Genomic DNA, 23,198 nt, shown 5'->3' with positions numbered 1-23,198 from the left:
TGATGGAATATCCAATCTGGCACCTGACAACCTTTGGCGGTGGTTTCTGGATTGCGCTTGTTGCAACAATTCATGTTTTTGTGGCTCAGTTTGCTGTGGGAGGAGGGCTGTTTCTAGTTGTTGCTGAAAAAATGGCTTATCGGACCGGTTCAAATGAGCTTCTTGATTATGTAAAAAAACATTCCAGATTTTTTATGCTTCTGACTATGGTTTTCGGAGGCGTAACAGGAGTCGCTCTCTGGTTTACCATGGCTCTTTTGAGTCCAGAGGGAGCACTTGTTCTGGTGCGAGAATTCCTTTTTGCCTGGGCAACAGAGTGGGTTTGGTTTGTCGGCGAAATTGTGGCCCTGCTCATCTATTACTATTATTGGGACAAGATGAAACGGGAGGATCACCTTAAGATCGGTTGGTTTTATTTTCTATTTGCGTGGCTTTCACTTTTCACCATCAATGGCGTTATTTCTTTCATGCTCACTCCCGGAGATTGGGTTGAAACAAGAAGTTTCTGGGATGGCATTTTTAATCCGACTTTCTGGCCCTCACTGTTTTTCAGGACTGCACTTTGCGGAATGCTGGCGGGGTTGTTCGGCTTTGTAACAGCATCATTTTTGAAAGGTGAAGAAATACGCTGTCTCATGGTCCGTTTCTGCGGTTTATGGACTTTAGTCGGTCTGTTGCTGGTACTGCCGCTAGGATACTGGTATCTGGTGGCCCTGCCACCTGAGCAGGCTATGCTGGTAATGTATAAGTCTCACCGTGTTGCCCATTTCATGAAGATATTCCAGTACAGCGCACCCATAGTGCTTTTGGGTGGACTATTTATGGCAATCTGTGCTCCACGCAAAGTAAACTTTGCTTCAGCACTGATTTTATTGATGGTTTCGCTTATTTTTTACGGATCGTTTGAGTTTATGCGTGAAGCCGGCAGAAAACCGTATGTGGTCTGGGGGGAAGTCTATTCCACAAATATCACAGCGGAGCGGGCAAAAGAACTTGTCGGGAAATCTATTCTTGAGAATTCAAAATGGATTCCTGATAATCTGCGTGAAATTACAGCGGATAATAGAGCGTTAGCAGGTGAATGGCTTTATCAGATGCAGTGTGCGCCTTGCCACGCTATTGATGGACCTATGAATGATATTGTGCCTCGCACTGCGAAGTATACAGCAGCCGGACTTGATGCTTTTATATCCGGTATGGGTAAGATTAATAAATATATGCCCCAGTTTATCGGGACTTATACTGAACGTATGGTTTTGGCTGAATATATCGATGGACTCAGTCCGGAAAAAAATCCTGAACTGCCTGATGTGGCTGAATCTGAAATTACTCCTGCTCCTTTTGATTCCGGTCAGGAATATGTCCTTATGGCATGGTCTCTGGAGGGATTGCATCTTATTGCAGAAAAAGATCGCACTATGATTATTTCTGAAAAGGGCAGTATAATAAGAGCGCAGCTTCTACTGCGTGGCGATCCGCCAGAGGTAGTTACTGATGACGTCAAAATTGTCTGCAGCCCAAAAGGACTGGATAAAACTTTTGAATTTAAAGCTGAGGATGGATTTTTTCAGTCTCCTGCGCTGGAGATAGACCCGTATACAAAAGAAGCCTACCAGCCACTGCCGCCGGTAGAAGTTAAAGCTCTTGATGCATCCGGCAATGTGATTGCTGCGACAACAATTGTCATTCCTGTATCCACCCGTCCCGGATGTAACAATTGCCATGGTGGCAATTGGGATGTTCCGCAGCAGGGCGGTCTTGCTGCAAAAACTGCAGCAGATATAATTTCTATACATGATCGGGATAACAATACTGATTTTAGCAAACGTATTAAAGAGGGCGAAGCTATTGATTGTATGGCTTGTCATGATGGTGATATCCAGCTTGATCTTTCTACTGCATTACATGGTTTTCATGCTGTATATCTGTCAGGACGCGGAAATGATGCCTGTATGATGTGCCACCCTAAGGAGAGCCTGCGTGGTGTGCATCTGGATGTCGGAATGGAGTGTAGTAATTGCCATGGCGTGATGGAGAATCATGCTTTGGCACTGCTGAAGTCTGAAAAAGATAAGCCTGCTGCAAAGCAATTGATGGCTCTCATAATACCTTCTGAATATGAATTAAGTGAAATCAATGCTCGTGTGCCATGGTCACAGCAACCGGATTGTCTGACCTGCCATGTTGAATTTGCAGATCCGGAATCAGATTCTGCTTTTAACAAGTGGACTAAAGACCGCTCCGGTTTGTTCCGCAATCGTAAAGATGAAATGGACGCTGTTATGTGCGCAGCATGTCACAGCTCTCCTCACGCAGTCTTTCCTGCATCCGATGAGCGTGATAATCTGCGGGCTATGCAATACATGGGAGAAGCAAAGCCTATAGGGTCAGGCGGAACCTGCACTGTTTGTCATGAAGAAGATATGGGCTATCCAGCACATCATCCCGGTATGGGGCTGGAAGATTAACAGCTCTTCCTGAGTTTTGGGCTGGCTTCTTATTGAGCTGTCAATGCTCTGTTACATTCAAGCTAAGTATAAGAATAGATATGAAAAAAAGGTTGATCCTGATATATCAGGATCAACCTTTTTAATTTTTGTGATGAATCTATATGTTATCAAATAGTGATAACATATCTATCTTTTTAAAATCAGCAAGTTTTAGCCACGTTTAAGAAGTGGTCTTTCGCTTTTGGATGCTCTGTTTACTGAGCGCATTACGTTGTCGGAATCACCTGCAGGAACTGTGAAAGTGGACTGGCGACCCTGAATCTTAACGTGCTGGATGCGTACAGGGTTGATGCTTGAACGGCGGCAGATCATATCAACAAGCTTACGTGGAGTCATGCCGTGTGAACGACCGACATACGCTGTGAAGCGAACGCGGGTACGGTTTGAGCTTCCTCCGGGACCGCCGCATTCTTCGATTTTGCGGTAGCTGCGTTTGTCGAGTACTCCACCCTGAGACTGCTTAAGCAGTGCGGCGACGACTTCAACAGGATCTGTTCCTTCAAGAAGTTCATTAGCAAGGTCAAGGTAGGAAAGATGTTTGCCGTTATCTACTATCTCGCTGAGCTCTGCACCCATGCGTGATTTTTTGACTTCAATAACTTCATCGATGGTAGGCAGAGGTTTTTTGTTAACTACAACCTTGGTAACTTTAGATATAAAACGCAGTTTACCGAATTCACGCGGAGTGATCAGAGTAACGGCTATACCGCTTTTACCTGCACGTCCGGTACGACCTATGCGGTGTACGTAACTCTGCGGATCCTGTGGAAGTGCAAAGTTAACAACGTGGCTGAGGTCTGGAACGTCGATACCACGGGCAGCAACATCGGTAGCAACCAGAATTTTGCATTTACGCTTGCGAAAGCGCATGAGAATATCTTCACGGCGTGACTGAGAAAGATCACCGTGAATAGGTTCAGCAGGATATCCACGTTCGCCAAGAGCTCCAGCCACACGGTCAGCATCTGCACGGGTACGGCAGAAAACAAGGCCGTAAAATTCTTCCTGTGCATCAACAACGCGGCAGAGCGCTTCAAAACGGTCACGTTCATTTACTTCGTGGAAAATCTGTTCAGTAAGAGGAGTTTCATCCTTTTCACGTTTAACAGAAATAACGTCATAGTCGCCCATGAATTTGCGGGCAATACGCATAACTTCAGGAGGCATGGTCGCGGAGAAAAGCAATGTGCGATGTTCTTCGCCAGCGTTTTCCATGATATCGGAAACATCATCAAGGAAGCCCATGTTGCACATTTCGTCTGCTTCATCGAGAACGAAGTGGCTGATTTTGGACAGATTAAGAGTTCTTCTGCGAATATGGTCCAGCACACGACCAGGAGTTCCAACTACGATATCAGCACCGCGTTTGAGCGCTTTGAGCTGAGGAAGCATTGCCTGTCCACCATATACACAGGTGATTGAGATACGGCGTTTGCCGCGAAAAGAAGTGATTTCGTCAGCAACCTGCATAGCAAGTTCACGGGTAGGTGTTAAAATAATAGCCTGAACGTGACCAGCTCCTTCACGAACATTTTCAATAATAGGAAGGCCGAATGCAGCTGTTTTACCAGTACCGGTCTGAGCCTGACCGACAATGTCTTTTTCACCGGAAAGAAGCAGGGGAATTGTCTGTTCCTGAATAGGGGTAGGAGCGGTGAAGCCTTTTTTAGCAAGTGCATCAATAACTACATCTGAAAGACCTAAATTTCTAAATTTTTCCATGATATCTCTATTCTCTATATTTGTTTATAAGAGGTGTTTAAAAAAAAGTTTTATATGAAAGGGCAAAAAACAATACACCGGACACCTGTACTCATCAGGGGTCACGTGTTTAAGTCCCGTTTCAGCTAATCCGGATTTATTAATTTTTATAGGCCGTATATCCGCAATTGCTGCTTAAAAAACAGCAATAGCAAAGCACCGATCATCTAAAATATGATCGTCTCCGGTTCGGCGGAACTAGGGGTGATAACAAAGTAAAAGACCACCCCATGAAAAAAAGGGAGGACTTTTCGTACCGTAATAAATGTCCGGTATTTTGGAGGGACCGTCCGGTTATCTCGATCTACTTAAGGAGGGGTAAAACTCATCAAGGGCAGATCGTACTTTCTCTGAAACAGCAAGGCGAACTGCCTGCATAACTGGTCCCAATCTAATAATTAGGTTTCAGAGAATCGTCACATAAGGACGGAGTACGAAGCAAGTACACTGCCCTTGTAATAAAAACTTGAACCACTTTGGGCTCAAAACAACCGGATATGGACGGACGACACGACTCTTAAGCATCGAAATATGATTGGGTCAAGGCCTTTCTTTTGATTCATGCTGGTTTTCCAGTTTCTGCTATATGCTGCTTAAGGTTCTGGCATTCTAAGCCATTACAAAGTAAAGTGAATAATCAGTTTAATGCTTATAATAATTTTTTGCTAACCGGGATTTTCATGTTTGAAAATTTGACCACCTATGATCCTTATGATGTATGGGCCATGCCGCTTTTTGGTAAGCTCAAAATGGACTATAATAATGGAAAACTAACCAGCCGACCTTTGCTGGTGATGTGCTATCTTGCTGATTTTTTGTTTCCAGTGTTGACTCGCAAAGCGCTCGGTTGTCCCAGAACTATTTCGCCACATGTTCTTGCGCTGCATTGTTTATCTAAGAATGGACAGTTCACAAGCAATGAATGTGAAGATGTCTTGCATCTGTTTGAGCAGATGAATGTTCTTGAGAGAGGCTGCGCATGGGGATTGCCGTTTCGCTGGTATTCCAAGCATGCTGTGTACAGTGATAAAATTCCGTATATCACTCATACCCCTTATGTAATGGAAGCTTTGCTACAGCTTACCTGTGATGATACTGTGTCGGAAAAGGCTGAGGGTATGTTCTTGAAGACTTGGTCTTTTATGGAGTCTCTGAGGGTAATGTTTTCAGATGGCCAGCGGCTTGCTTTGTCATATTCGTCAGAAGAAGAAGTACGGATCGTGAATAATGCTCAGACTTATGCTGCGTATGCCTATGCCATGCACTATGCTTATGGCGATCCTGATCATGCTTCACGAGCTGAAGACCGTTGCCGGCAGCTCGCAGCGTGGGTACTTTCTCAGCAACGTGATGATGGAAGCTGGCTTTATTATGCCGACAGCAAATCCGGTAATTTTTTAGATTGTTTTCATTCCTGTTTTATTATCAAAAATCTTTCCAAGGCAGCTGAACTTGTCCCTTCAATGAAAACTGTTTTGGGTGACAGTCTGGAGAGGGCAATTAATTTTCTTGATGATTATTTTCTAGATAAAGATAAACTTCTTTGTCGCCGTTTTGTGAATAAGGTCCGTCGTGACCTTTATCGCTGGGATATTTATGATCAGGCTGAGTATTTAGGAATTCTGGTTGATCAAGGGCGTGTAAAAGAGGCGGTTCTTTTTAGAGAAAGCGTCAGCTGTAAATTTTCAGATGGGAAAAACTGGTGGTGTCGTATTGATCCGCTGGGACGCCGCTGGGGGAAGAATTTTCTACGCTGGGGAATTATGCCTTTTCAGTATCAGAGCAAACGGCTTGATAATTTATGCAAGGACGTAAGGTAAGAACATGTGCGGAATTATCGGTTTAATTGGCAAAAGTTCAGTACGTGAAACTTCTGCTTTAGATCTGCTTTCTCATCGAGGACCGGACGGGCACGGACTGGAAACGGTTTCGGTTGACGGTAAAGTTATTGAACTCGGGCATACCCGTCTTTCAATTCTTGATTTATCTCCAGCCGGAGCTCAGCCCATGTACAGTCGTGATGGTCGCTGGTTGCTTACCTTTAACGGCGAAATATACAATCATCTTGACCTCCGTAAAAAGTTATCTGGCGATTTTAGAGGTTCTTCTGATACTGAAACATTGGTGGAAAGTCTGGCCTGCTTTGGCGTTCAGAAGACTCTTGATCAACTGGATGGCATGTTTGCCTTTGCCGCATTAGATAAAGTTGAAGGTAAGCTCTATCTGGTACGTGATCCTTATGGCGTTAAACCCGTTTATTATCATGAGCAGGGTGGTTTAGCTTTTTCTTCAGAGATCAAAGCTCTGGCAGCCGTTTCAGGACTTAAAATTGAACCTGATATGCAGGGACTGCAAACATTTTTGACCCTGCGTTTTGTTCCGTCGCCCAATACTATTTATAAAAATATCATGAGATTGCAGCCCGGACATGTGCTGATTCATGATGTCAGCAGTTGTAAAACTGATATTTCCTGTTATCTGCGGCAGCAGCAGGAACTTTTTCAAGGAACACTGAGTGATGCTTGTGATGCATATAGAGAAACCCTTGAAAGATCAGTTAAAAGTCAGCTTTTGTCTGATGTTCCGGTAGGTGTATTATTATCTGGAGGTATCGATTCTGCACTGGTTGCTGCAATGGCGGTACAGCATAAACCCGGTATTAAGGGGTTTACTGTCGGTTTTGAAAATAATGTATCCGAGTGTGAGATAGATGATGCCGCTGAAACTGCCAGAGTGTTAGGACTTGATCATAAATATATTCGTGTGGGTGCTAATAATCTTATGAACTGCATGAAGTCCGTGGCTCGTAGCGTTGAAGAACCTTTAGGCACTACATCTATGCTTGCAATGTGGCATTTATCGGCACTTGCAAGGCGTGATGTGACCGTTGTTCTAACCGGACAGGGAAGCGATGAACCTTGGGGTGGCTATTTATTGTATCAGTCGGAGCTGCTGCGTAATAAGATCCCATTTGCCGGCCAACTCGGAAAGTTAGCAAAGCTGGCACATTATATTCCTAAGCTATCTGATTCTATTTATCGTGGTGCTAATATGCTGGGCATAGCTGATGAAGCCGGGCGTTTTTGCGAGGCCAGAGCATTATTCACTGCCAGTGAAAGGATGAACTTGGTCGGGAAAAGTGATTCGGGATTGGCTGTGTCAGGGATACAATATTGGCTTGATTTTATGAAGGGACTTAATATCAGTTCAGCCGAAAGAATGATGCGGGTTGATACACGTATGAATCTTCCTGACGACCTGCTTCTTTACGGAGATAAAATAACCATGGCCGTCAGTCTTGAAGCAAGGGTGCCTATGTTGGATTTACAGCTTATGAAGTTTGTTAATTCTCTGCCGCTGCATTATCGTGTAAAGCTTGGGCATCGAAAAATTGTGCATAAGGAAATGGCCCTGCGGTATTTACCTTCATCTATAGTGAACAGGCCGAAAAAAGGATTTCAGATTCCATTCGGTTCGTTGGCAAGAACTGATTGGAAGGATTATTTGCATTCTGTATTGCTGGATCGAAATGCAAAGTATCTGTCAGTTCTCAACCGTCAAGGGGTAGAGCAGATATGGCAGCTGCACCAAAGCGGAAACAGAGATTGTTCACGTCAGTTATTTGCACTTACTATGCTGGGATTTTGTTTTGAAGGGATGGGGTAGAGCTATTGTTAAGCAGTTGCAGTCTTTTTGCTATATTAAAATTTATATTGCTACATCTAAAACGAAAAAGCCCGATTCTTACGAATCGGGCTTTGAAATTTCGTGGCGTCCCCAAGGGGATTTGAACCCCTGTCGCCTGCGTGAAAGGCAGGTGTCCTGGGCCAGGCTAGACGATGGGGACGCATCAAAATATCTTTAATATGAAACCTGCTTCAGTGGCCTGAATCACTGTTGGCTAAGCCGGTTATTAGAAGATTTAAGCTGGTTACTTTAAATCTTAATTTTGCTGGTGGCGTCCCCAAGGGGATTTGAACCCCTGTCGCCTGCGTGAAAGGCAGGTGTCCTAGGCCAGGCTAGACGATGGGGACACTTCTCAAATATTGTTGTTGGCTGGGACACAAGGACTCGAACCTTGATTAACGGAACCAGAACCCGTCGTCCTGCCAATTGAACGATGTCCCAGCAACGAAGAGAGTGTTTATTTGGAATGACTCATTCTGTCAACAACTATTTTTAAGTATTTTAAAAATAAAGTTATTACAGAGCTTTTGCCATTGCACGAGAGCGTTTTTTCAGCTTGTTGATTTTACGGCGCATGATGGAGCGATCCTTGCGGGACTCGATTGCTGCTTTTTCAACACGCATGTCTTTGATGCTTTTTTTGATGGTCAGAATCTGATCTTTGTAAGGAGATACTGCACCTTCTTCTTCTTCAATTCCAAGGAATTCCTTGATGTTGGAGATGATTGTCTCTTTATCCATGCCGGATACACCTGAAATCAGGGGCATTTTGTTGATGCACAGATCGCGGAGCTCTTTGACAGTCAGTTTGTCGAGAGGCTTCTTCAGTTGCAGACCTTCAAGTGTAATTTTTTCTTCGCTCATGTTATCCTCCTGGGGCCGTTTGGCCTTGAAATTTTATGATTTTTCAAACAGACGGACGTACTTCAGATAACATCTGCCGACCGCCGATTCTGGATCAAATTTGTCTTTCAACCCGCCCAGTTTTCCGGGCTTTTTGATCTTGGCTCTTTTGAACTCAGTACGGTTTAATTCGTACCCGTCCAAAGGAACCCTGCCGTTTAACAGCTCAAATAGCACCTTGTCAAAGACTTCTTTACCAAAAAAGGAATTTATTCTTTCAAGTATCTCTGGAGCAAAGTATGAAAGCTCCTGAGCAGCCACTGAATCTTCGGCAGCAAGAATGAGAGTAGTCTTACGGTGACCAAGGGGTTTTGCAAACTCTGCAAGTTCTCCCATAAGGTCTGGCCATGCTTTCCAAAGTCTTGGAATCATTAGTTTATACTCTCCATCCATAACCGATACAAACTGGCCCATTGCTTCGTTCAGTGAGCGTACTTTTCTCTGTCTGGGATGGAAGACCCTTTTTTTAGGGCCATTATATTTTTGTTTTCTTGCCATATAATATTATGTAGTTGTCGCAATCTTGATCGAAACAATCTATACATTAAATTTCAGGTTGGCAAAGTTTTTCGACATCAATTTTTCTATTCTTGTGTATTATATCTCACTTCTATGTGTAAGCAAAAATATAGTTAGTGCTTGACGGTTTTACGGATGGTGGGTAGGTCTTTTTTATTGTTATATAAAGATGTCGTTATGTTTTGTCGGTGAGGTTTTAGATGGAAATTTTAAAGTTCAGTAAGGCGTTGTCAGATGAGATTCGGATCAGGCTGCTTGCCATGCTCCGTGACAACGAACTTAATGTTGGCGAAGTTGTGCAGGTTTTGGGGATGTCCCAGCCGCGAGTTTCCCGACATTTAAAAATTTTGCATGAAAGCGGATTGCTTGAATCTCGTCGTGAAGGACTTTGGAACTTTTACCGTTTAGCCGTTTCTGGCAGCGGAAATCGTTTTGCAGAAGCAATAAGCTGGCTCATAGAAAGTGAACCTGAGATTAATGCTGATAAGCGCAGAGTCGCCGAAGTACTGGCCGAACGAAATATTGAGACTCGTAAGTTTTTTGATGAAATTGCTGAAGACTGGGAACGTTTGCAAAGTGATGTTTTCGGTAATTTTAATCTTAATGAAGTTCTTCTCGATCCGGTGGGTAAGTGCAGTATCGGTGTTGACCTAGGGTGTGGAAATGGTTCTCTGATCGGCGAAATGCTTGGCAAATGTAAATCCGTGATCGGCGTGGACAGTTCCCCCAAAATGCTGGAGCTTGCCGGAAGCCGCATCGGTAGTAATCCTGATGTGAGCTTGCGTATAGGTGAGCTTACTCATTTGCCTTTGCGGGATTGGGAAGCAGACTTTGCTGTAATTTCAATGGTTCTGCATCATCTGCCAAGCCCTGAAAAGGCCGTGGCAGAAGCTGCAAGGACTCTTTCTAGTGGTGGGAAGCTCGTTATTGCCGACTTTCTCATGCATTCAAATGAAAAAATGCGTACTGAATACGGTGACCGCCGTCTTGGCTTTACCGAAGAAGAGCTTCGCGGGTGGATTGATGATGCCGGACTCGGCGCCGTCGAAATACGTAGTTTTCCTGTTAATGAAGGACTGACTGTCCTTGTATGTATATCAGAAAAAAAATAGTGGGCAGATGTCCATAAAATGGAGGATTAAATGCTTAAAGTAGATCCTAAACTCGATTACAAAGTTGCTGATATTTCTCTTGCCGATTGGGGTAATAAAGAAATGCAGCTTTCCGAGCGTGAAATGCCAGGTCTTATGGCTATCCGTGAAAAATACGGTAAAGAAAAACCCCTGAAGGGTCTTAAAGTTATGGGCTCTTTGCACATGACTATTCAGACTGCAATGCTTATCGAAACACTGTCCGCTCTGGGTGCAGATATCCGCTGGGCTTCATGTAACATTTTTTCTACTCAGGATCATGCCGCCGCAGCAATTGCTGAAAATGGATCTGCCAAGGTTTTTGCATGGAAGGGTGAGTCTCTTGAGGAATACTGGTGGTGCACCGAGCAGGCTCTGACATGGCCTGACGGTTCCGGCCCAGATCTTATTGTTGATGATGGTGGAGATGCTACATTGCTTATTCATCATGGTGTAAAAGCCGAAGCTGATGCTTCCATTCTTGATGAAAAAACTGACAACAAAGAATTTCAGTGCGTTCTTGATCGTTTGAAACTTTCTGTTGCTGAAGCTCCTAATAAATGGACTGAAATAGCCAAGAAAGTACGTGGTGTTTCCGAAGAAACAACAACCGGTGTACATCGTTTATACCAGATGCAGGATGCCGGAGAGCTTCTCTTTCCCGCCATCAACGTTAACGACTCTGTTACCAAATCCAAGTTTGACAACCTTTACGGCTGCCGTGAGTCACTTGCTGACGGTATCAAGCGTGCAACTGACGTAATGATCGCCGGTAAAGTTGTTGTAGTTATCGGTTACGGTGATGTGGGTAAAGGTTGTGCTCAGTCCATGCGTGGTTTTGGTGCTCGTGTTATCGTTACTGAAATTGACCCTATCTGCGCTCTTCAGGCTGCGATGGAAGGTTTTGAAGTGACCACAATGGATAACGCCGTAGAACGTGGTGATGTTTTTGTTACCTGCACCGGTAACTATCATGTTATTGCAGGACAGCACATTTCAAGAATGAAAAATGAAGCAATTATCTGCAACATTGGCCATTTTGATAATGAAATTGAAATGGGATACCTTGAAGATAATCCTAAAGCTCAGAAAATCGAAATCAAACCTCAGGTTGATAAATGGGTTCTGGAATCAGGCAAGTCCGTTATCGTTCTTGCTGAAGGTCGTCTGGTTAACCTTGGTTGCGCAACCGGGCATCCAAGTTTTGTTATGAGTAACAGTTTTACTAACCAGGCTCTTGCTCAGATCGACCTTGCTTTAAACGATTACGAGCCTAAGGTCATGATTCTTTCCAAGAAGCTTGATGAAGAAGTTGCAAGACTCCACCTTGAGCGTCTCGGCGTTGAACTTGATGTTCTTTCTAAGGAACAGGCTGATTATATCAGTGTTGATGTTGACGGTCCCTACAAAGCTAATCACTATCGCTATTAGTCTTGCTGGACGTATGACGCATATACATCAAGTATGTGATGCAAGTTTGAATTGGTAAGTATGATAAATACATTTTGATTTAAACTTCTTCTTTGTCATAGATCTTAAGCTATCTAGAAATATGATGTTTTAGTGTATATGGCTGCCTGATTTGATTATGAAGTGTTAAAAAAGGTCTATTTTGTTAAAGCAAAATAGACCTTTTTTTGTATTTATTGCTTTACTTTTATTATTTAATGAGTAATTAACCCCCACCTCAGCGTGACTGGACGCACGAGAATCCTATTTTAGTTGATTGGACATATCATTTCGTTCCAGAGATTTATTTAAGTACCGAATCCTGTTCGGAGAAGCACGGTAGCCGTCACGCGCATCCGTCAGATATTGTCCCTTTATACTATAGGAAATCTTGTGAGTTTTAACACATTTTCTTTTGATCGGCGCATAATGGCCGGAATCAAATCGTGCGGCTATACTACGCCCACTCCAATTCAAGTTCAGGCCATCCCGGAAGTATTGAAAGGCCATGATGTAATGGGCCTTGCACAGACAGGAACTGGCAAGACTGCTGCATTTGCTCTACCAATCATGCAGCGTATGCTCGAGCGCAAATATTCAGGGCAGGGTCCCGTACGTACTCTGGTCCTTGCTCCAACTCGTGAACTTGCTATACAGATCCATGATAATTTTATGTCTCTCGGTGTTGAAGCAGGGATTCGCTGTGCTGCCGTTTTTGGCGGCGTAGGTGCTACTCCGCAGATCAGGGCTGTAAAGCATTCATCTGTAGTTGTTGCCTGCCCTGGCAGATTGCTTGACTTGCTTAATCAAGGAGTTATCAAGTTTGATAAGCTTGATACACTGGTTCTTGATGAAGCTGACCGTATGTTGGATATGGGCTTTTTGCCTGATATCCGGAAAATTATGTCTCGCTTGCCTAAAAGACGTCAGAATCTGCTTTTTTCTGCTACTATGCCTGATGATATCCGTAGACTTGCAGACAATATTTTATCCAATCCGACCACCGTGCAAGTTGCAAATACTGCTCCTGCTAAAAGTGTTGAGCATGTTTTTTATCCGGTTGCACAGCATCTGAAAAATGATTTGCTGGAAAAGGTTCTGGATAAGACTGATTATGACAGTGTGCTTATTTTTACCCGTACTAAGCATAAAGCTAAAAATCTTGCCCGCAAGCTGGATTTTCGCGGTCATAAAGCAACTTTCTTACAGGGTAATATGAGTCAGAATCAGCGTCAGAGAGCTCTGGACGGCTTTCGTGACGGATCTTTTAAAGTAATGGTTGCAACTGATATAGCTGCTAGAGGCATTGACTGTGATCGAATTACTCATGTCATTAATTTTGATGTTCCTGATACCGCTGAAACTTATACCCATCGTATAGGCCGTACTGGTCGTGCTGGGCGTAGTGGAAGTGCTTTCAGTTTTGTCACCCGCGATGATATTCGTCTTATGCGCGAAATTGAAAAAATAGTTGGCAGTGTTGTTGAGCACCGTGAACTTGATGACTTTAATTACAATCAGCCTAATAGAACTCCTGCTCCCAAAAAAGGAATACCGGCGCGTAAGCCGTCTACTCCCCGCAGTGGGCAGAGACGTTCTTTTGGCGGCCCGAAAGGTCGTGGCTCTGATAATAAGAAAAGCAGATCAAGCAAGCCTTCATCCAGAAGACGGAGTGTCGTAAAGTCCGCTTAACCAATAGAGTAGAGATTCAAAGAAATATTTTTATTTTTATAATATTTCTATTGACAATAATCCCGTAATGATGGAATGTATCTTTCATTACGCCAGCGGCCTCTGGGAAGGAGCTGGGTTAAGATTAGGTTTATCAAGGAGCTTTGTGTGCATCTTGTACACTGCTCCTTTTTTTTATACCTGGCGCATGTGTGCCAAAGCCTTATCGGGTCTTACTCATTATGAACGGCCTGAAGATTACATTATTAGGAGAATTTTAATGTCCAAGAACATCTATGTCGGTAACCTGCCCTGGTCTGCTTCTGAAGAAGACGTACGCGCTGCTTTTGAAGCCTACGGTGAAGTTATTTCTGTTAAACTCATCGAAGATAGAGAAACCGGTCGTCCTCGCGGATTCGGTTTTGTTGAAATGGAAGACAATGGCGCAATGGATGCTATCGACAATCTGGACGGTAAAGATTTCGGCGGTCGTAACCTTAAGGTTAACGAAGCGAAGCCCCGCGCTCCGCGTCCCCGCTGGTAGTCAGTTAACCTATTAGGTCCTTATACAGGACTTGGTAAAAAGACTGACTGTCTTTATTGCATTTTTGCCCGTTTCCTATAAAGGAAGCGGGCATTCTTTTTTTAGGTTTCTCCAGCACGATAACGTCACTTGCCGTTTATGTCCTTACGTGATTAAAACAGGGTTATATTAAAAAGGTATGTCGGAGAAAGTATGTTTAGAAAATTTATATTCATCATTTTTATTTTTTTGATTGTTCCTGCAGTAGCATTTGCTCAAACTATTCATGTTAGCACTTCATCATTTCAAACACAGACAAACTCAGCAACATTTAATTCAAGTGTGTTGACTGACGGTAATTACACTACCGGATGGATTGATCATGGTGATCACGGCGGGCGTGGCGAGTGGATTAAATTTTCTTTTCCTGCAAAAGTAATTATTGATTCTTTAGTTATTAGAAATGGAATTGGTACCGGAAAAGATTTCAAGATTAATAATCGTGCTAAAGATATTGCTATTTCATATTCTGGGGGGCAGCAGCAGGGATTTAAGCTTCAGGATATTGAAAAAAAACAAGGCTTGCGGATAAAAGAATATCCAACAACCAGCATTAATTTATCTGTTCGGTCTGTCTATTCTGATGGAACTGCCCGTAATGTCGGGATTTCTGACATATCGATTGAGTATCACATACCACGCAAGCTCAGTGCTGAGGAAAAGAAGTTTCTCAGTGAAAAAATGAGCAAACTTGAACATAAGAAAGCTGTTCTGAATGAGTTAAAAGTTTTCTTTGATAAATTTTATAGAAATTTTGTTACTATCAATGAAGAGTATCCTCGGATGTTTGTTCCAGAACATTTTTTGCGTGAAAGTGCTATGTTTGAAAGTTTCAGGTCATTGCTGGAAACTCGCGGGGTGCTTCAGAAGTATCATGATGCGGTAGTCTCTACTGCAGGCCTTCGCTACAGTATTAGAACATTAACCCCTACAGATGTAGAACTCTGGGTGAAAGGGGATTACACAGTCATTTATGATATGCGTACCACTAACGTTCACGAGAATGCACTTTTTCATCTTAAAAAAGAATACGGAGAGTGGAAGGTTAATAACAAACTTGAGTATTAATACGTCTGTCATTATACAGTCTATGACTAATTTATCGGTGTATATAAATTAAAATGATGGCGTCTGCTTTGATCTATAAGATCGAAGTAGACGCCATTTTTATTTGCAGTTGATTGGTTTTGTTTCTGCGGGAAGATTAAAACTAATTATTTAGTATAGTGAGTCCAGTATTCTACATCTGGGCTGATGTGCAGTAGTCCTAGTTCCTGCCCCATCTCGATGAACAGCACAGATGCAAAGCAGACAATGAGGATCATACCTGTCATCTGTCGAAAAGACCCTTTGGGAGAGTATTTCCAGACAATAAATCCGGGAAGAATACCGAATATAATGCACTCTCCGACACCACCGACTAGATTGATTGCAACAAGGAATATATCTGGATAGATCAGCCCAACCAAAAGTGGTGGAATGAAAGAGAATAACCATACCAGTTGTTTATTTTTGGTTCCAAGATACGTTGCTGTCAGGTCGCGTATAAAGCTCATAAGTGCAGTTCCGTTAGCCATAAAAGCTGTAGACATAGCGACTAATGCGAAAATTAACGCAATATACGTGAATACCGGTGTTTGGAGCAGTTTTCCAAGAGGGATGGTTGCCGGATCATTTCTTCCGAAAGCTGTAATCAGATCTATATGTGTGTCCGGAGCTGATAATGGAAGAGCTCCCAGGACAACCAGCAGCCATGCAATATTCATTACCATACCAATGGTTGTTCCACCGATGATCGCAGTACGAATTTTTTTTCGATCATGGTTGAGTGTACGGCATATGCTGGGAATTATGTTGTGAAAATGAAAGGCCATAAGAAGAACAGGTAATCCAGAAGGGATATATGCCCAGTCAAAATTATCAATATTTGTTGCAGAGACATCCGGTACAACCATGAAGACCAGTGCTCCAAAAGTAATCCACATTATGGTTACCATGTATGGAGTACACTTATTCATCATCTTCATGCCGAATGCGGTTATACCAGTCACAATGGCAAAATAGATAATTGTAACTATCGGTTTTGATACAGCCGACTGCAGGCTCATGATAATCGTTGAGATACCGCACAGGTAAGCGACAAGAACTCCATAAAGGATGATCATGTTTGCGATGATGGTTACCCATTTCCATGCATCGCCCAGTTCCTGTTGGAAAAAGGTTGGAAGGTCGGCATGTTCATTCGTGGTTAGACTCTTCTGCTCTGAATAAATAAGTGCAGTGTAAGTCATAAGTACCCACATGAGCAGTGTGGCAGCAACAGATGGGTAAAATCCTGCTGCACACAGATTAACAGGCAAGGCAAGAATTCCTGCACCAAGCATATTTCCAACCACTACAAACATCATAGACATGGCAGAAGCTGATTTTTCCTGAGTCATAAGCGTCTCCTGTTAAAATAACACGGAAGGTCTTTTTGAGAATGAAAGTTCTATTCAGTAAAATATATCTATGCGTGATTAACTCTGCTTGGACTATGTCCCCCCTAATGACTATTGATTGTCGCTTTAGGAGGGACATATTTTAAACTTAGCAATTATTTCAATGTGGCACCAAGATTGAGTGGGTGACAATGTATCATGTTTTCTGGTGATAGAGCTTTCTCAAGTTCTTCTTTAGACATGTATCCTTTCTCGATTACTATGTCGTAAACGGAACCTCCGGTTCTTAAAGCTTCGTTCGCTACTTGTGTTGACTTTTCATATCCAATATATGGATTGAGTGCAGTAACAAGGCCGATGCTATTTTCGACATAGCCACGGCATATATCTTCGTTGGCAGTAATTCCGGAAATACAGCGGTCAGCTAGGGTTCGAAAACCTCGTTGCATAATGGTCAGGGAATTGAGCAGGCTTGCTGCAATGACAGGCTCCATGACATTAAGTTCAAGTTGTCCGGCCTCAGCTGCCATGCTGACAGTTACGTCACTACCTATAACTGTGAAAGCAATCTGGTTGACCACTTCAGGAATTATCGGGTTGACTTTACCTGGCATAATGGATGATCCGGGAGCCATGGGTGGTAAATTAATTTCATTCAGTCCGCAGCGTGGCCCTGATGAAAGTAGGCGCAGGTCATTACATATTTTAGATATTTTAACAGCAACACGCTTAAGTACTCCGGAAAGCTGAACATAAGCTCCTGTGTCCTGAGTTGCTTCAACTAAGTCAGGTGCCAGTATAAGGTTTAACCCAGTAATTTCTTTAAGCTTTTCAGTTACCATCTGTGCATACCTGGGAGGGGCGTTGAGACCTGTCCCAATAGCTGTTCCCCCCATGTTTATTTCGCAGATAAGTTCTTTTGCCTCACGTACTCTTTCAATATCTTCACCTATCATAACTGAGTATGAAATGAATTCCTGTCCCAGTGTCATTGGCACAGCATCTTGAAGCTGTGTACGACCCATTTTCAGTATATGACTGAATTCTTCACCTTTTGAGGCAAAACTTTTTTGTAAATATTCCATGGAATCAATCAGTTGATTCATTTTTGAAATCAGGGTCAACCTCAGGCATGTTGGATAAACATCATTAGTGGACTGAGCCATATTTACATGAATATTGGGGTGCAGGTTGTCGTATTCACCTTTTTTGAAACCCATTTTCTCAAGACCAATGTTGGCAATAACTTCGTTGGCATTCATATTAGTGGATGTTCCTGCGCCGCCTTGAATTATGTCGACAATGAATTGGTCATGATATTTGCCGGCCAAAAGTTCGTCACATGCGAAAATAATAGCTTCCGTCTTTTTATCATCGAGTTTACCGAGAGCCTGATTGGTAATTGCTGCAGCCTTTTTGATATTGGCAAGTGCATAGATAATATGCGGATAGTGTGAAATGGGGATTCCGGTAATATGAAAATTCTCAAAAGCCCTTTGGGTCTGAGCTCCGTAGAATGCTTCTTCGGGAACTTGTTTAGGTCCGATGCAATCGTGTTCTTTACGAAAATTCATTTTTTTTCTCCAACATTGTGAGTAAAAGAAAGGTTTAAGTGTATGTTCCTGAATTGCTGAAAAATACTTGTCCATAATACACAAGAGTACAGTGAAATTGAGATTAATTAAAATTTATACCCATAATCATTTTTATCATATTAACGCTGGGGGTCAATACAACTTGTTGAGGCTTCACTGCACAGAGTTTAGGCAGTAAAAAATATTATTTAGAAAGGTATCAAATTTTGTTCATTTCAGTATGAAAACTGATTTTTACCATTTGCTTTAGCTCTGTACATTGCTTCATCCGCAATACGAATCAGGTCGTCTTTTTCATTACAGGTGTCAGGGAAAACAGTAATGCCTATACTTACTCCTAGTCTGTAGTTTTTGTCTGCCAGATAAAATGGAGAACGCATGGATTCAATAATGCGGTGTGCTACAGCCTCAATTTGATTATTTAAAGCAATATCTTGCAGAATAAAAATAAATTCATCGCCGCCTATGCGCGAAACAGTGTCACTTGTACGCAGACAGTTTTTAAATCTTCCAACAACCTCCTTTAATACCGCATCTCCTGCAATATGACCAAGCTCATCATTAACAGGCTTAAAGTTGTCAAGGTCCGCATAGAGTATTGCTACTTTCAGTTTTGTGCGTTTTGCATGTGCAATTGCCTGTTTAATACGGTCATCAAATAGAACTCTGTTAGGGAGCCCTGTTAGATTGTCATACATGGCCAGACGTCGCAGGGTTTCTTCGTGTTCTTTGCTTTCTGATATGTCGATTAAAAAACCTTCATAACGAATTATTTTACCATCATCGTCATAAACAGCAGTGATGGTTTCAGAAGCCCAGAAAGTGAATCCTTTACTGTTTATATGTTCTGCCTCAAATCTATCAGTGCGTCCGAATTTATTAATAATTGTATCAAGTCTTTTTCTGCTTTCAGGTGAAACATAGCATTGCTTTGAAATATCTGATACTTCGGAAATTAATTCTTCTGGAGATATATATCCGTAATAAGAAGCCATTTGTGGATTGGCGCTAATGAATTTACCCTCTGGGGTCGATTGGAAAATTCCTAACGGGGCGTTGTTGACAATACTCCGGTATTTATTTTCAGCATCGAATAATGCATATTCTCTTTTTTTACGTTCAGTAATGTCAAGTATGAAACCAACAACACTGTCTTGATCAACAAGTTTTGTACCTTTTTCAAATATCCACCTAATTGAACCATCTTTTTGCATAAGTCGGTACTCAACAGTAAAAGATTCATTTTTGCTGAGTGATTTTTCAATGTTAGATTTTATCTTGTTACGGTCTTCCGGGTGGACCATTGAAATGTATTTGAGCAATCCTCCAGAAATAAATTCCTGCTGATCAATACCGGTGATTTGTTTAATTTTAGGGCTTACATATTGTAATGTATGAGGAGGTGTCAGTTCATATTTATAAATTATTCCCGGTACATTTGCTGCTATTGCTTCAAAAATCTGGTCTTTAAGGCTAAGTTTTTTATTCTGTGAAATTAAAATTTGTTTCGAGTGGTAGTAATAGAATAAGAAAATTGCAGTAAAAATCGTAAAACCCATTAATACCATTATACCTATTTGGGCTGAACGTGCATATGTGGTTGTTTTGGTTATTTTTGCTTCAGGTGTACAAATGGCAACGACAAGTTTTAATGTGCCGAGTCTGATTGTATCCCACGCAATTAGTTTTTTAAGTATTTGCTCTTTGTGCTCTGAATAATATGTATAATTACTTTTTCCAGAACCTTCATGGAGCATCCACGAATCGAGTTGAATTAGGTCAGGAAAGTTTTGGTGTAGATCGAACACATTTTTTCCCAGTATTTTTTCATCCTGGTCAAAAACAACAGTACCTGAGCCATCAACTATAAAACTTGAACCATATTTACCTATCTGCATGGGAGTCATGTATCTATCGATAAGTTGTCCCAGGTCTATTACTACGGTCAGAACACCGGAAAAATTTTTGCCGATCCATATTGGTATGAGCATACCAATAAGCTTGGTTTCCTCAGTAATGTTAGGTGGAGGAGTTATAAAACCTTCGCGCATACCCGATAATATTGAATAATATTTAGCGGTCCATTCTTTTGCCATATTATGGGCAATCGAAAGCTTGGAAGAGCTGGTGTCGGAGGTCAGTTTTTCTGTAAAAGGACTTGTATGGAGGCTTAGAAGAATTATGGACTTTTCTTCAACCTGTGTGACTCTGAACAGCTTATTAATCGAACTGGATGAGCGGTTGTTTTCAATATAATCCTTCAGTGAGTACTGTGATAAAACCTGTGATATCTTAGAAATAGTCATAAGCCTATCGCTTATGGCTGTAGCTGCGAGCTTTGCGTTATCAGCCTGTTGCTGATTATAGATCTTTTTCTGATCACTTATAGCTGCGCTGTCGAGAAAATGGCCTGCAATTCCTGCTACAATGAGAATTGTCAGTATTACTAGCACCAATTTAAATGGAAGCCAGTTAGTCAGGAAAAAAAAATCGTGCTTTGTGTGATGCATGAGAGGCTCCGATGAATAAACCAACCAAGTATTGTTTGTATTCACGCTCGATATTTAATGCCTGTTCAAAAAGAAATTATAAATGTTTAAGTAGAGTGTTTTAAGTTATGCTTTATTTGGGCATTGCTTCGAAGTCCATCGACAATATAAATTGCAATACCACTCCAGATAAAAACAAACGTTATAAATCTAGTGCAGCTAAATGATTCTCCATAGACAAAAACTCCTAGTATTAGTGCAAGGCTTGGCGCAATATATTGCATCATTCCCAATGTTACCAACCTGAGTTTACGCGCCCCGCTTGCAAAGAAAATAAGAGGCAGTGAAGTCGCAGCTCCGGCACCTATGAGAAGTATATTTTCATTGAGCCCGACTTTAGGGTAGCTGATCTCTCCTGTAATTGCGAGCCAGATAAGATATCCTGCAGCAAGTGGAAACAGCACTGCTGTTTCCACGAATAGTCCCGGCAGGGATTCTACTTTCATAACTTTGCGAACAAGTCCGTACAGTCCGAAAGATATTGCCAGTGTAAGCGCTATAGTCGGAATTTTACCATAATCAAAAATAGAAAAGGCAACTCCGCATGCTGCGATTAATATAGCAATAACTTGTATTCTATTAAGTTTTTCTCGCATGAAGATGCAGCCAAGAAGAGCATTCATGAGCGGTGTCATATAATAGCCCATGCTTGTGTCCACCACATGTCCGTTGTTTACTGCCCAAATGTAAATATACCAATTGCATCCAATCAGGCAGCTGCTGATTACAAGGAGTAATTTACCTTTATTGTCATTAAGCGCTGTTCTTACTTCTGACCAGCGAGTTTTGAATGTGATCAGTGCAGCTACAAAAAACATGGACCAGACGATCCTGTTGCATAGAAGTTCCAGAGGGGGAACTGATTCTAGAGATTTCCAGTAAACAGGCAGCAGGCCCCACATGACAAAAGCGCCTGCTGCGAAAAATAATCCATCATGAGTATCTTTGTTCATCTATCCCGAATCCGTAATAATAGTTTGTTTAGTCGGGAATATTAAGCCAATAAAGATCTACTTGCAATCAAACTTATGTTGTAATTTTTATCTAATTATTAAATTTTTTAAGTACTTATGTCTATGCATACTATAGGTGATTTGGGACTATCGTAAAGCTTGGTGGAGACAGTTACACACTGATTTCCTGAGGCAAGAGATATGTACGGGTCTGTTGTATGCCATGTTTTGCCTGATTTGATTGTCAGGTAGTACTCTTTAAGTGAATGGTCAGCGCCTATGGGGGCAGGCTGGTAAATCAGTCTTCTGCTTTTTTTAAGTCTGAAAGGATTGCAAATTGTTTCAGATCTTTGAATTCCGTTTGTATCGATAATGTAGGCACATTCAATAGTTGAGTTTTCTGTAATAAAAGATGAAAGGATAAAATCAGCAGTACATTCTGATCCGTCGATTAGTGCTTCACGCAGTTTTCTGGTCATTCTTTTGTACGAATTTTCCATAATTTTCTGTCTGTTGAGCTTCTCAAGCATATGAGTTTTAAATCGGGAAGCCAGTGAATGTATTGGTGCTATGTCAGTATCGAGCGCTATGTCTGCAGACACTGGTTTACCAAAATAGTATCCCTGAAAAACATCTATCCCAAGGCTCATGAGCGTTAAGGCCTCTTGTGTTGTCTCTACTCCTTCAGCAAGTGGCAGAGAGCCTATGCTTTTTGCCAGATTTACCAATGAACGTGTTACTTCAAGGTTGTGAAACTTTTCGTTGATATCAGTAATCAATGAGCGGTCTATTTTGATTATATCAGGCTTTAGTTTAGGAATTCGATCTAAGTTGGAATGGCCCGTCCCAATATCATCAAGTGCTATGAGAAAACCGCGTTTTCGTGAATTTTCAACAAATTTTTCCAGGGTCAGATCACTGCCTGCCTTTGATTCAATTATCTCTAAAATAAGATTGCTTACTGAGACTTCGCATTCTGCAGCCATTTTACCGGTCAATCCGTAGTCTATCGTATCACTGTTTATTATTGCTGCATCAATGTTGATAGATAAAAGCAGGGTACGGTCTTTTTTGGAAATGGGGGCAAAAGTTTCAAGAGCTTTTTTGCGACAGGCTCTGTCGAGTCTGGTTAAAGTCCAGAGGTCTTTGCACATGGAGAAAAGTTCTACAGGGGGGATCAGTTCGCCTGTATAAGGGTTAACTGCTCTGGAAAGAGCTTCAAAACCAATCAGGGATTTACGGTTCATGGATACAAGTGGCTGCAGGACCGTTATTAAACATTCACGTTCTATTATTTCATGGATAGCGATCGTAGGAGATGTATTCATATGAGCAACCGTTTTCAACTGATCAAATTAATTTATTTTATTAATACGGCCGGAAGGGTGGGAAGTCCCTTCCGGCCGAGCTAGGCTTGATGGAGGTGGTCATCAAACCTTGGCCGGCT

At 42.0% G+C, this 23,198-nt stretch carries 16 protein-coding genes and 3 tRNA genes; 8 read left to right on the top strand and 11 right to left on the bottom strand.

The annotated features are described in order from the left end of the window. Positions 1–2: 2 nt before the first annotated feature. Positions 3–2,468 (top strand): multiheme c-type cytochrome, encoded by a 2,466-nt coding sequence (locus H589_RS0105455; RefSeq protein WP_027721105.1) that lies wholly within the window; start codon positions 3–5, stop codon positions 2,466–2,468. 192 nt (positions 2,469–2,660) lie between these two features. Here the strand turns inward: H589_RS0105455 and H589_RS0105445 are convergent, their stop codons facing one another. Next, complete coding sequence (locus H589_RS0105445) at positions 2,661–4,232, bottom strand: DEAD/DEAH box helicase (protein WP_027721104.1); 1,572 nt, start codon at positions 4,230–4,232, stop codon at positions 2,661–2,663. A gap of 719 nt (positions 4,233–4,951) precedes the next feature. Between H589_RS0105445 and H589_RS0105440 the strand changes: the two genes are divergently transcribed. Together H589_RS0105440 and asnB are read left to right on the top strand one after the other, a co-directional pair. Then, the gene (locus tag H589_RS0105440) at positions 4,952–6,091 is read left to right on the top strand and encodes a hypothetical protein (RefSeq protein ID WP_027721103.1); all 1,140 of its coding nucleotides are present in this window, start codon (positions 4,952–4,954) and stop codon (positions 6,089–6,091) included. Positions 6,092–6,095: 4 nt separating this feature from the next. Then, entirely contained in the window at positions 6,096–7,937 is a 1,842-nt protein-coding gene (gene asnB, locus H589_RS0105435; protein WP_027721102.1) for an asparagine synthase (glutamine-hydrolyzing), read from the top strand. A 103-nt stretch (positions 7,938–8,040) separates the two neighbouring features. On the opposite strand, the gene H589_RS0105430 is transcribed toward asnB, so the two are convergent. The 5 genes from H589_RS0105430 to H589_RS0105410 form a co-directional block, all read right to left on the bottom strand. Next, positions 8,041–8,118 (bottom strand) — tRNA-Glu (locus H589_RS0105430). Between the two features lie 109 nt (positions 8,119–8,227). Beyond that, positions 8,228–8,305 (bottom strand) — tRNA-Glu (locus H589_RS0105425). A 19-nt stretch (positions 8,306–8,324) separates the two neighbouring features. Continuing rightward, positions 8,325–8,399 (bottom strand) — tRNA-Gln (locus tag H589_RS0105420). Positions 8,400–8,474: 75 nt separating this feature from the next. Further along, complete coding sequence (locus tag H589_RS0105415; protein WP_027721101.1) at positions 8,475–8,822, bottom strand: hypothetical protein; 348 nt, start codon at positions 8,820–8,822, stop codon at positions 8,475–8,477. Between the two features lie 33 nt (positions 8,823–8,855). Beyond that, a complete protein-coding gene (locus H589_RS0105410) occupies positions 8,856–9,359 on the bottom strand; it encodes a DciA family protein (RefSeq protein ID WP_027721100.1) in 504 nt (167 codons plus the stop codon). Positions 9,360–9,580: 221 nt separating this feature from the next. On the opposite strand from H589_RS0105410, the gene H589_RS0105405 reads away from it, so the two are divergent. The 5 genes from H589_RS0105405 (at position 9,581) to H589_RS0105385 (ending at position 15,281) form a co-directional block, all read left to right on the top strand. Then, positions 9,581–10,492, top strand: a complete 912-nt coding sequence (locus H589_RS0105405; protein ID WP_027721099.1) for an ArsR/SmtB family transcription factor — start codon at positions 9,581–9,583, stop codon at positions 10,490–10,492. Between the two features lie 30 nt (positions 10,493–10,522). Further along, a complete protein-coding gene (gene ahcY, locus H589_RS0105400) occupies positions 10,523–11,941 on the top strand; it encodes an adenosylhomocysteinase (protein WP_027721098.1) in 1,419 nt (472 codons plus the stop codon). 411 nt (positions 11,942–12,352) lie between these two features. Continuing rightward, a complete protein-coding gene (locus H589_RS0105395; RefSeq protein ID WP_027721097.1) occupies positions 12,353–13,651 on the top strand; it encodes a DEAD/DEAH box helicase in 1,299 nt (432 codons plus the stop codon). A gap of 259 nt (positions 13,652–13,910) precedes the next feature. Then, positions 13,911–14,174 (top strand): RNA recognition motif domain-containing protein, encoded by a 264-nt coding sequence (locus tag H589_RS0105390; protein ID WP_027721096.1) that lies wholly within the window; start codon positions 13,911–13,913, stop codon positions 14,172–14,174. A 192-nt stretch (positions 14,175–14,366) separates the two neighbouring features. Continuing rightward, entirely contained in the window at positions 14,367–15,281 is a 915-nt protein-coding gene (locus H589_RS0105385; protein WP_027721095.1) for a discoidin domain-containing protein, read from the top strand. 146 nt (positions 15,282–15,427) lie between these two features. Here the strand turns inward: H589_RS0105385 and H589_RS0105380 are convergent, their stop codons facing one another. The 5 genes from H589_RS0105380 to H589_RS0105360 form a co-directional block, all read right to left on the bottom strand. Continuing rightward, positions 15,428–16,654: an amino acid permease gene (locus H589_RS0105380; protein WP_027721094.1), complete on the bottom strand. Its 1,227-nt coding sequence runs from the start codon at positions 16,652–16,654 to the stop codon at positions 15,428–15,430. 155 nt (positions 16,655–16,809) lie between these two features. After that, positions 16,810–18,228 (bottom strand): aspartate ammonia-lyase, encoded by a 1,419-nt coding sequence (gene aspA / locus H589_RS0105375; protein ID WP_027721093.1) that lies wholly within the window; start codon positions 18,226–18,228, stop codon positions 16,810–16,812. A 236-nt stretch (positions 18,229–18,464) separates the two neighbouring features. Beyond that, positions 18,465–20,759: a sensor domain-containing diguanylate cyclase gene (locus H589_RS0105370; protein ID WP_027721092.1), complete on the bottom strand. Its 2,295-nt coding sequence runs from the start codon at positions 20,757–20,759 to the stop codon at positions 18,465–18,467. A gap of 86 nt (positions 20,760–20,845) precedes the next feature. Beyond that, complete coding sequence (gene rarD / locus H589_RS0105365) at positions 20,846–21,751, bottom strand: EamA family transporter RarD (protein ID WP_027721091.1); 906 nt, start codon at positions 21,749–21,751, stop codon at positions 20,846–20,848. A 107-nt stretch (positions 21,752–21,858) separates the two neighbouring features. Next, complete coding sequence (locus H589_RS0105360; protein ID WP_027721090.1) at positions 21,859–23,079, bottom strand: EAL domain-containing protein; 1,221 nt, start codon at positions 23,077–23,079, stop codon at positions 21,859–21,861. Positions 23,080–23,198 lie beyond the last annotated feature (119 nt).

It is taken from the genome of Maridesulfovibrio zosterae DSM 11974 (assembly GCF_000425265.1).
Taxonomy (GTDB): Bacteria; Desulfobacterota; Desulfovibrionia; order Desulfovibrionales; family Desulfovibrionaceae; genus Maridesulfovibrio; species Maridesulfovibrio zosterae.
The sequence above is the reverse complement of the archived record's forward strand: the minus strand, read 5'-3'. Positions and strand labels throughout refer to the sequence as shown.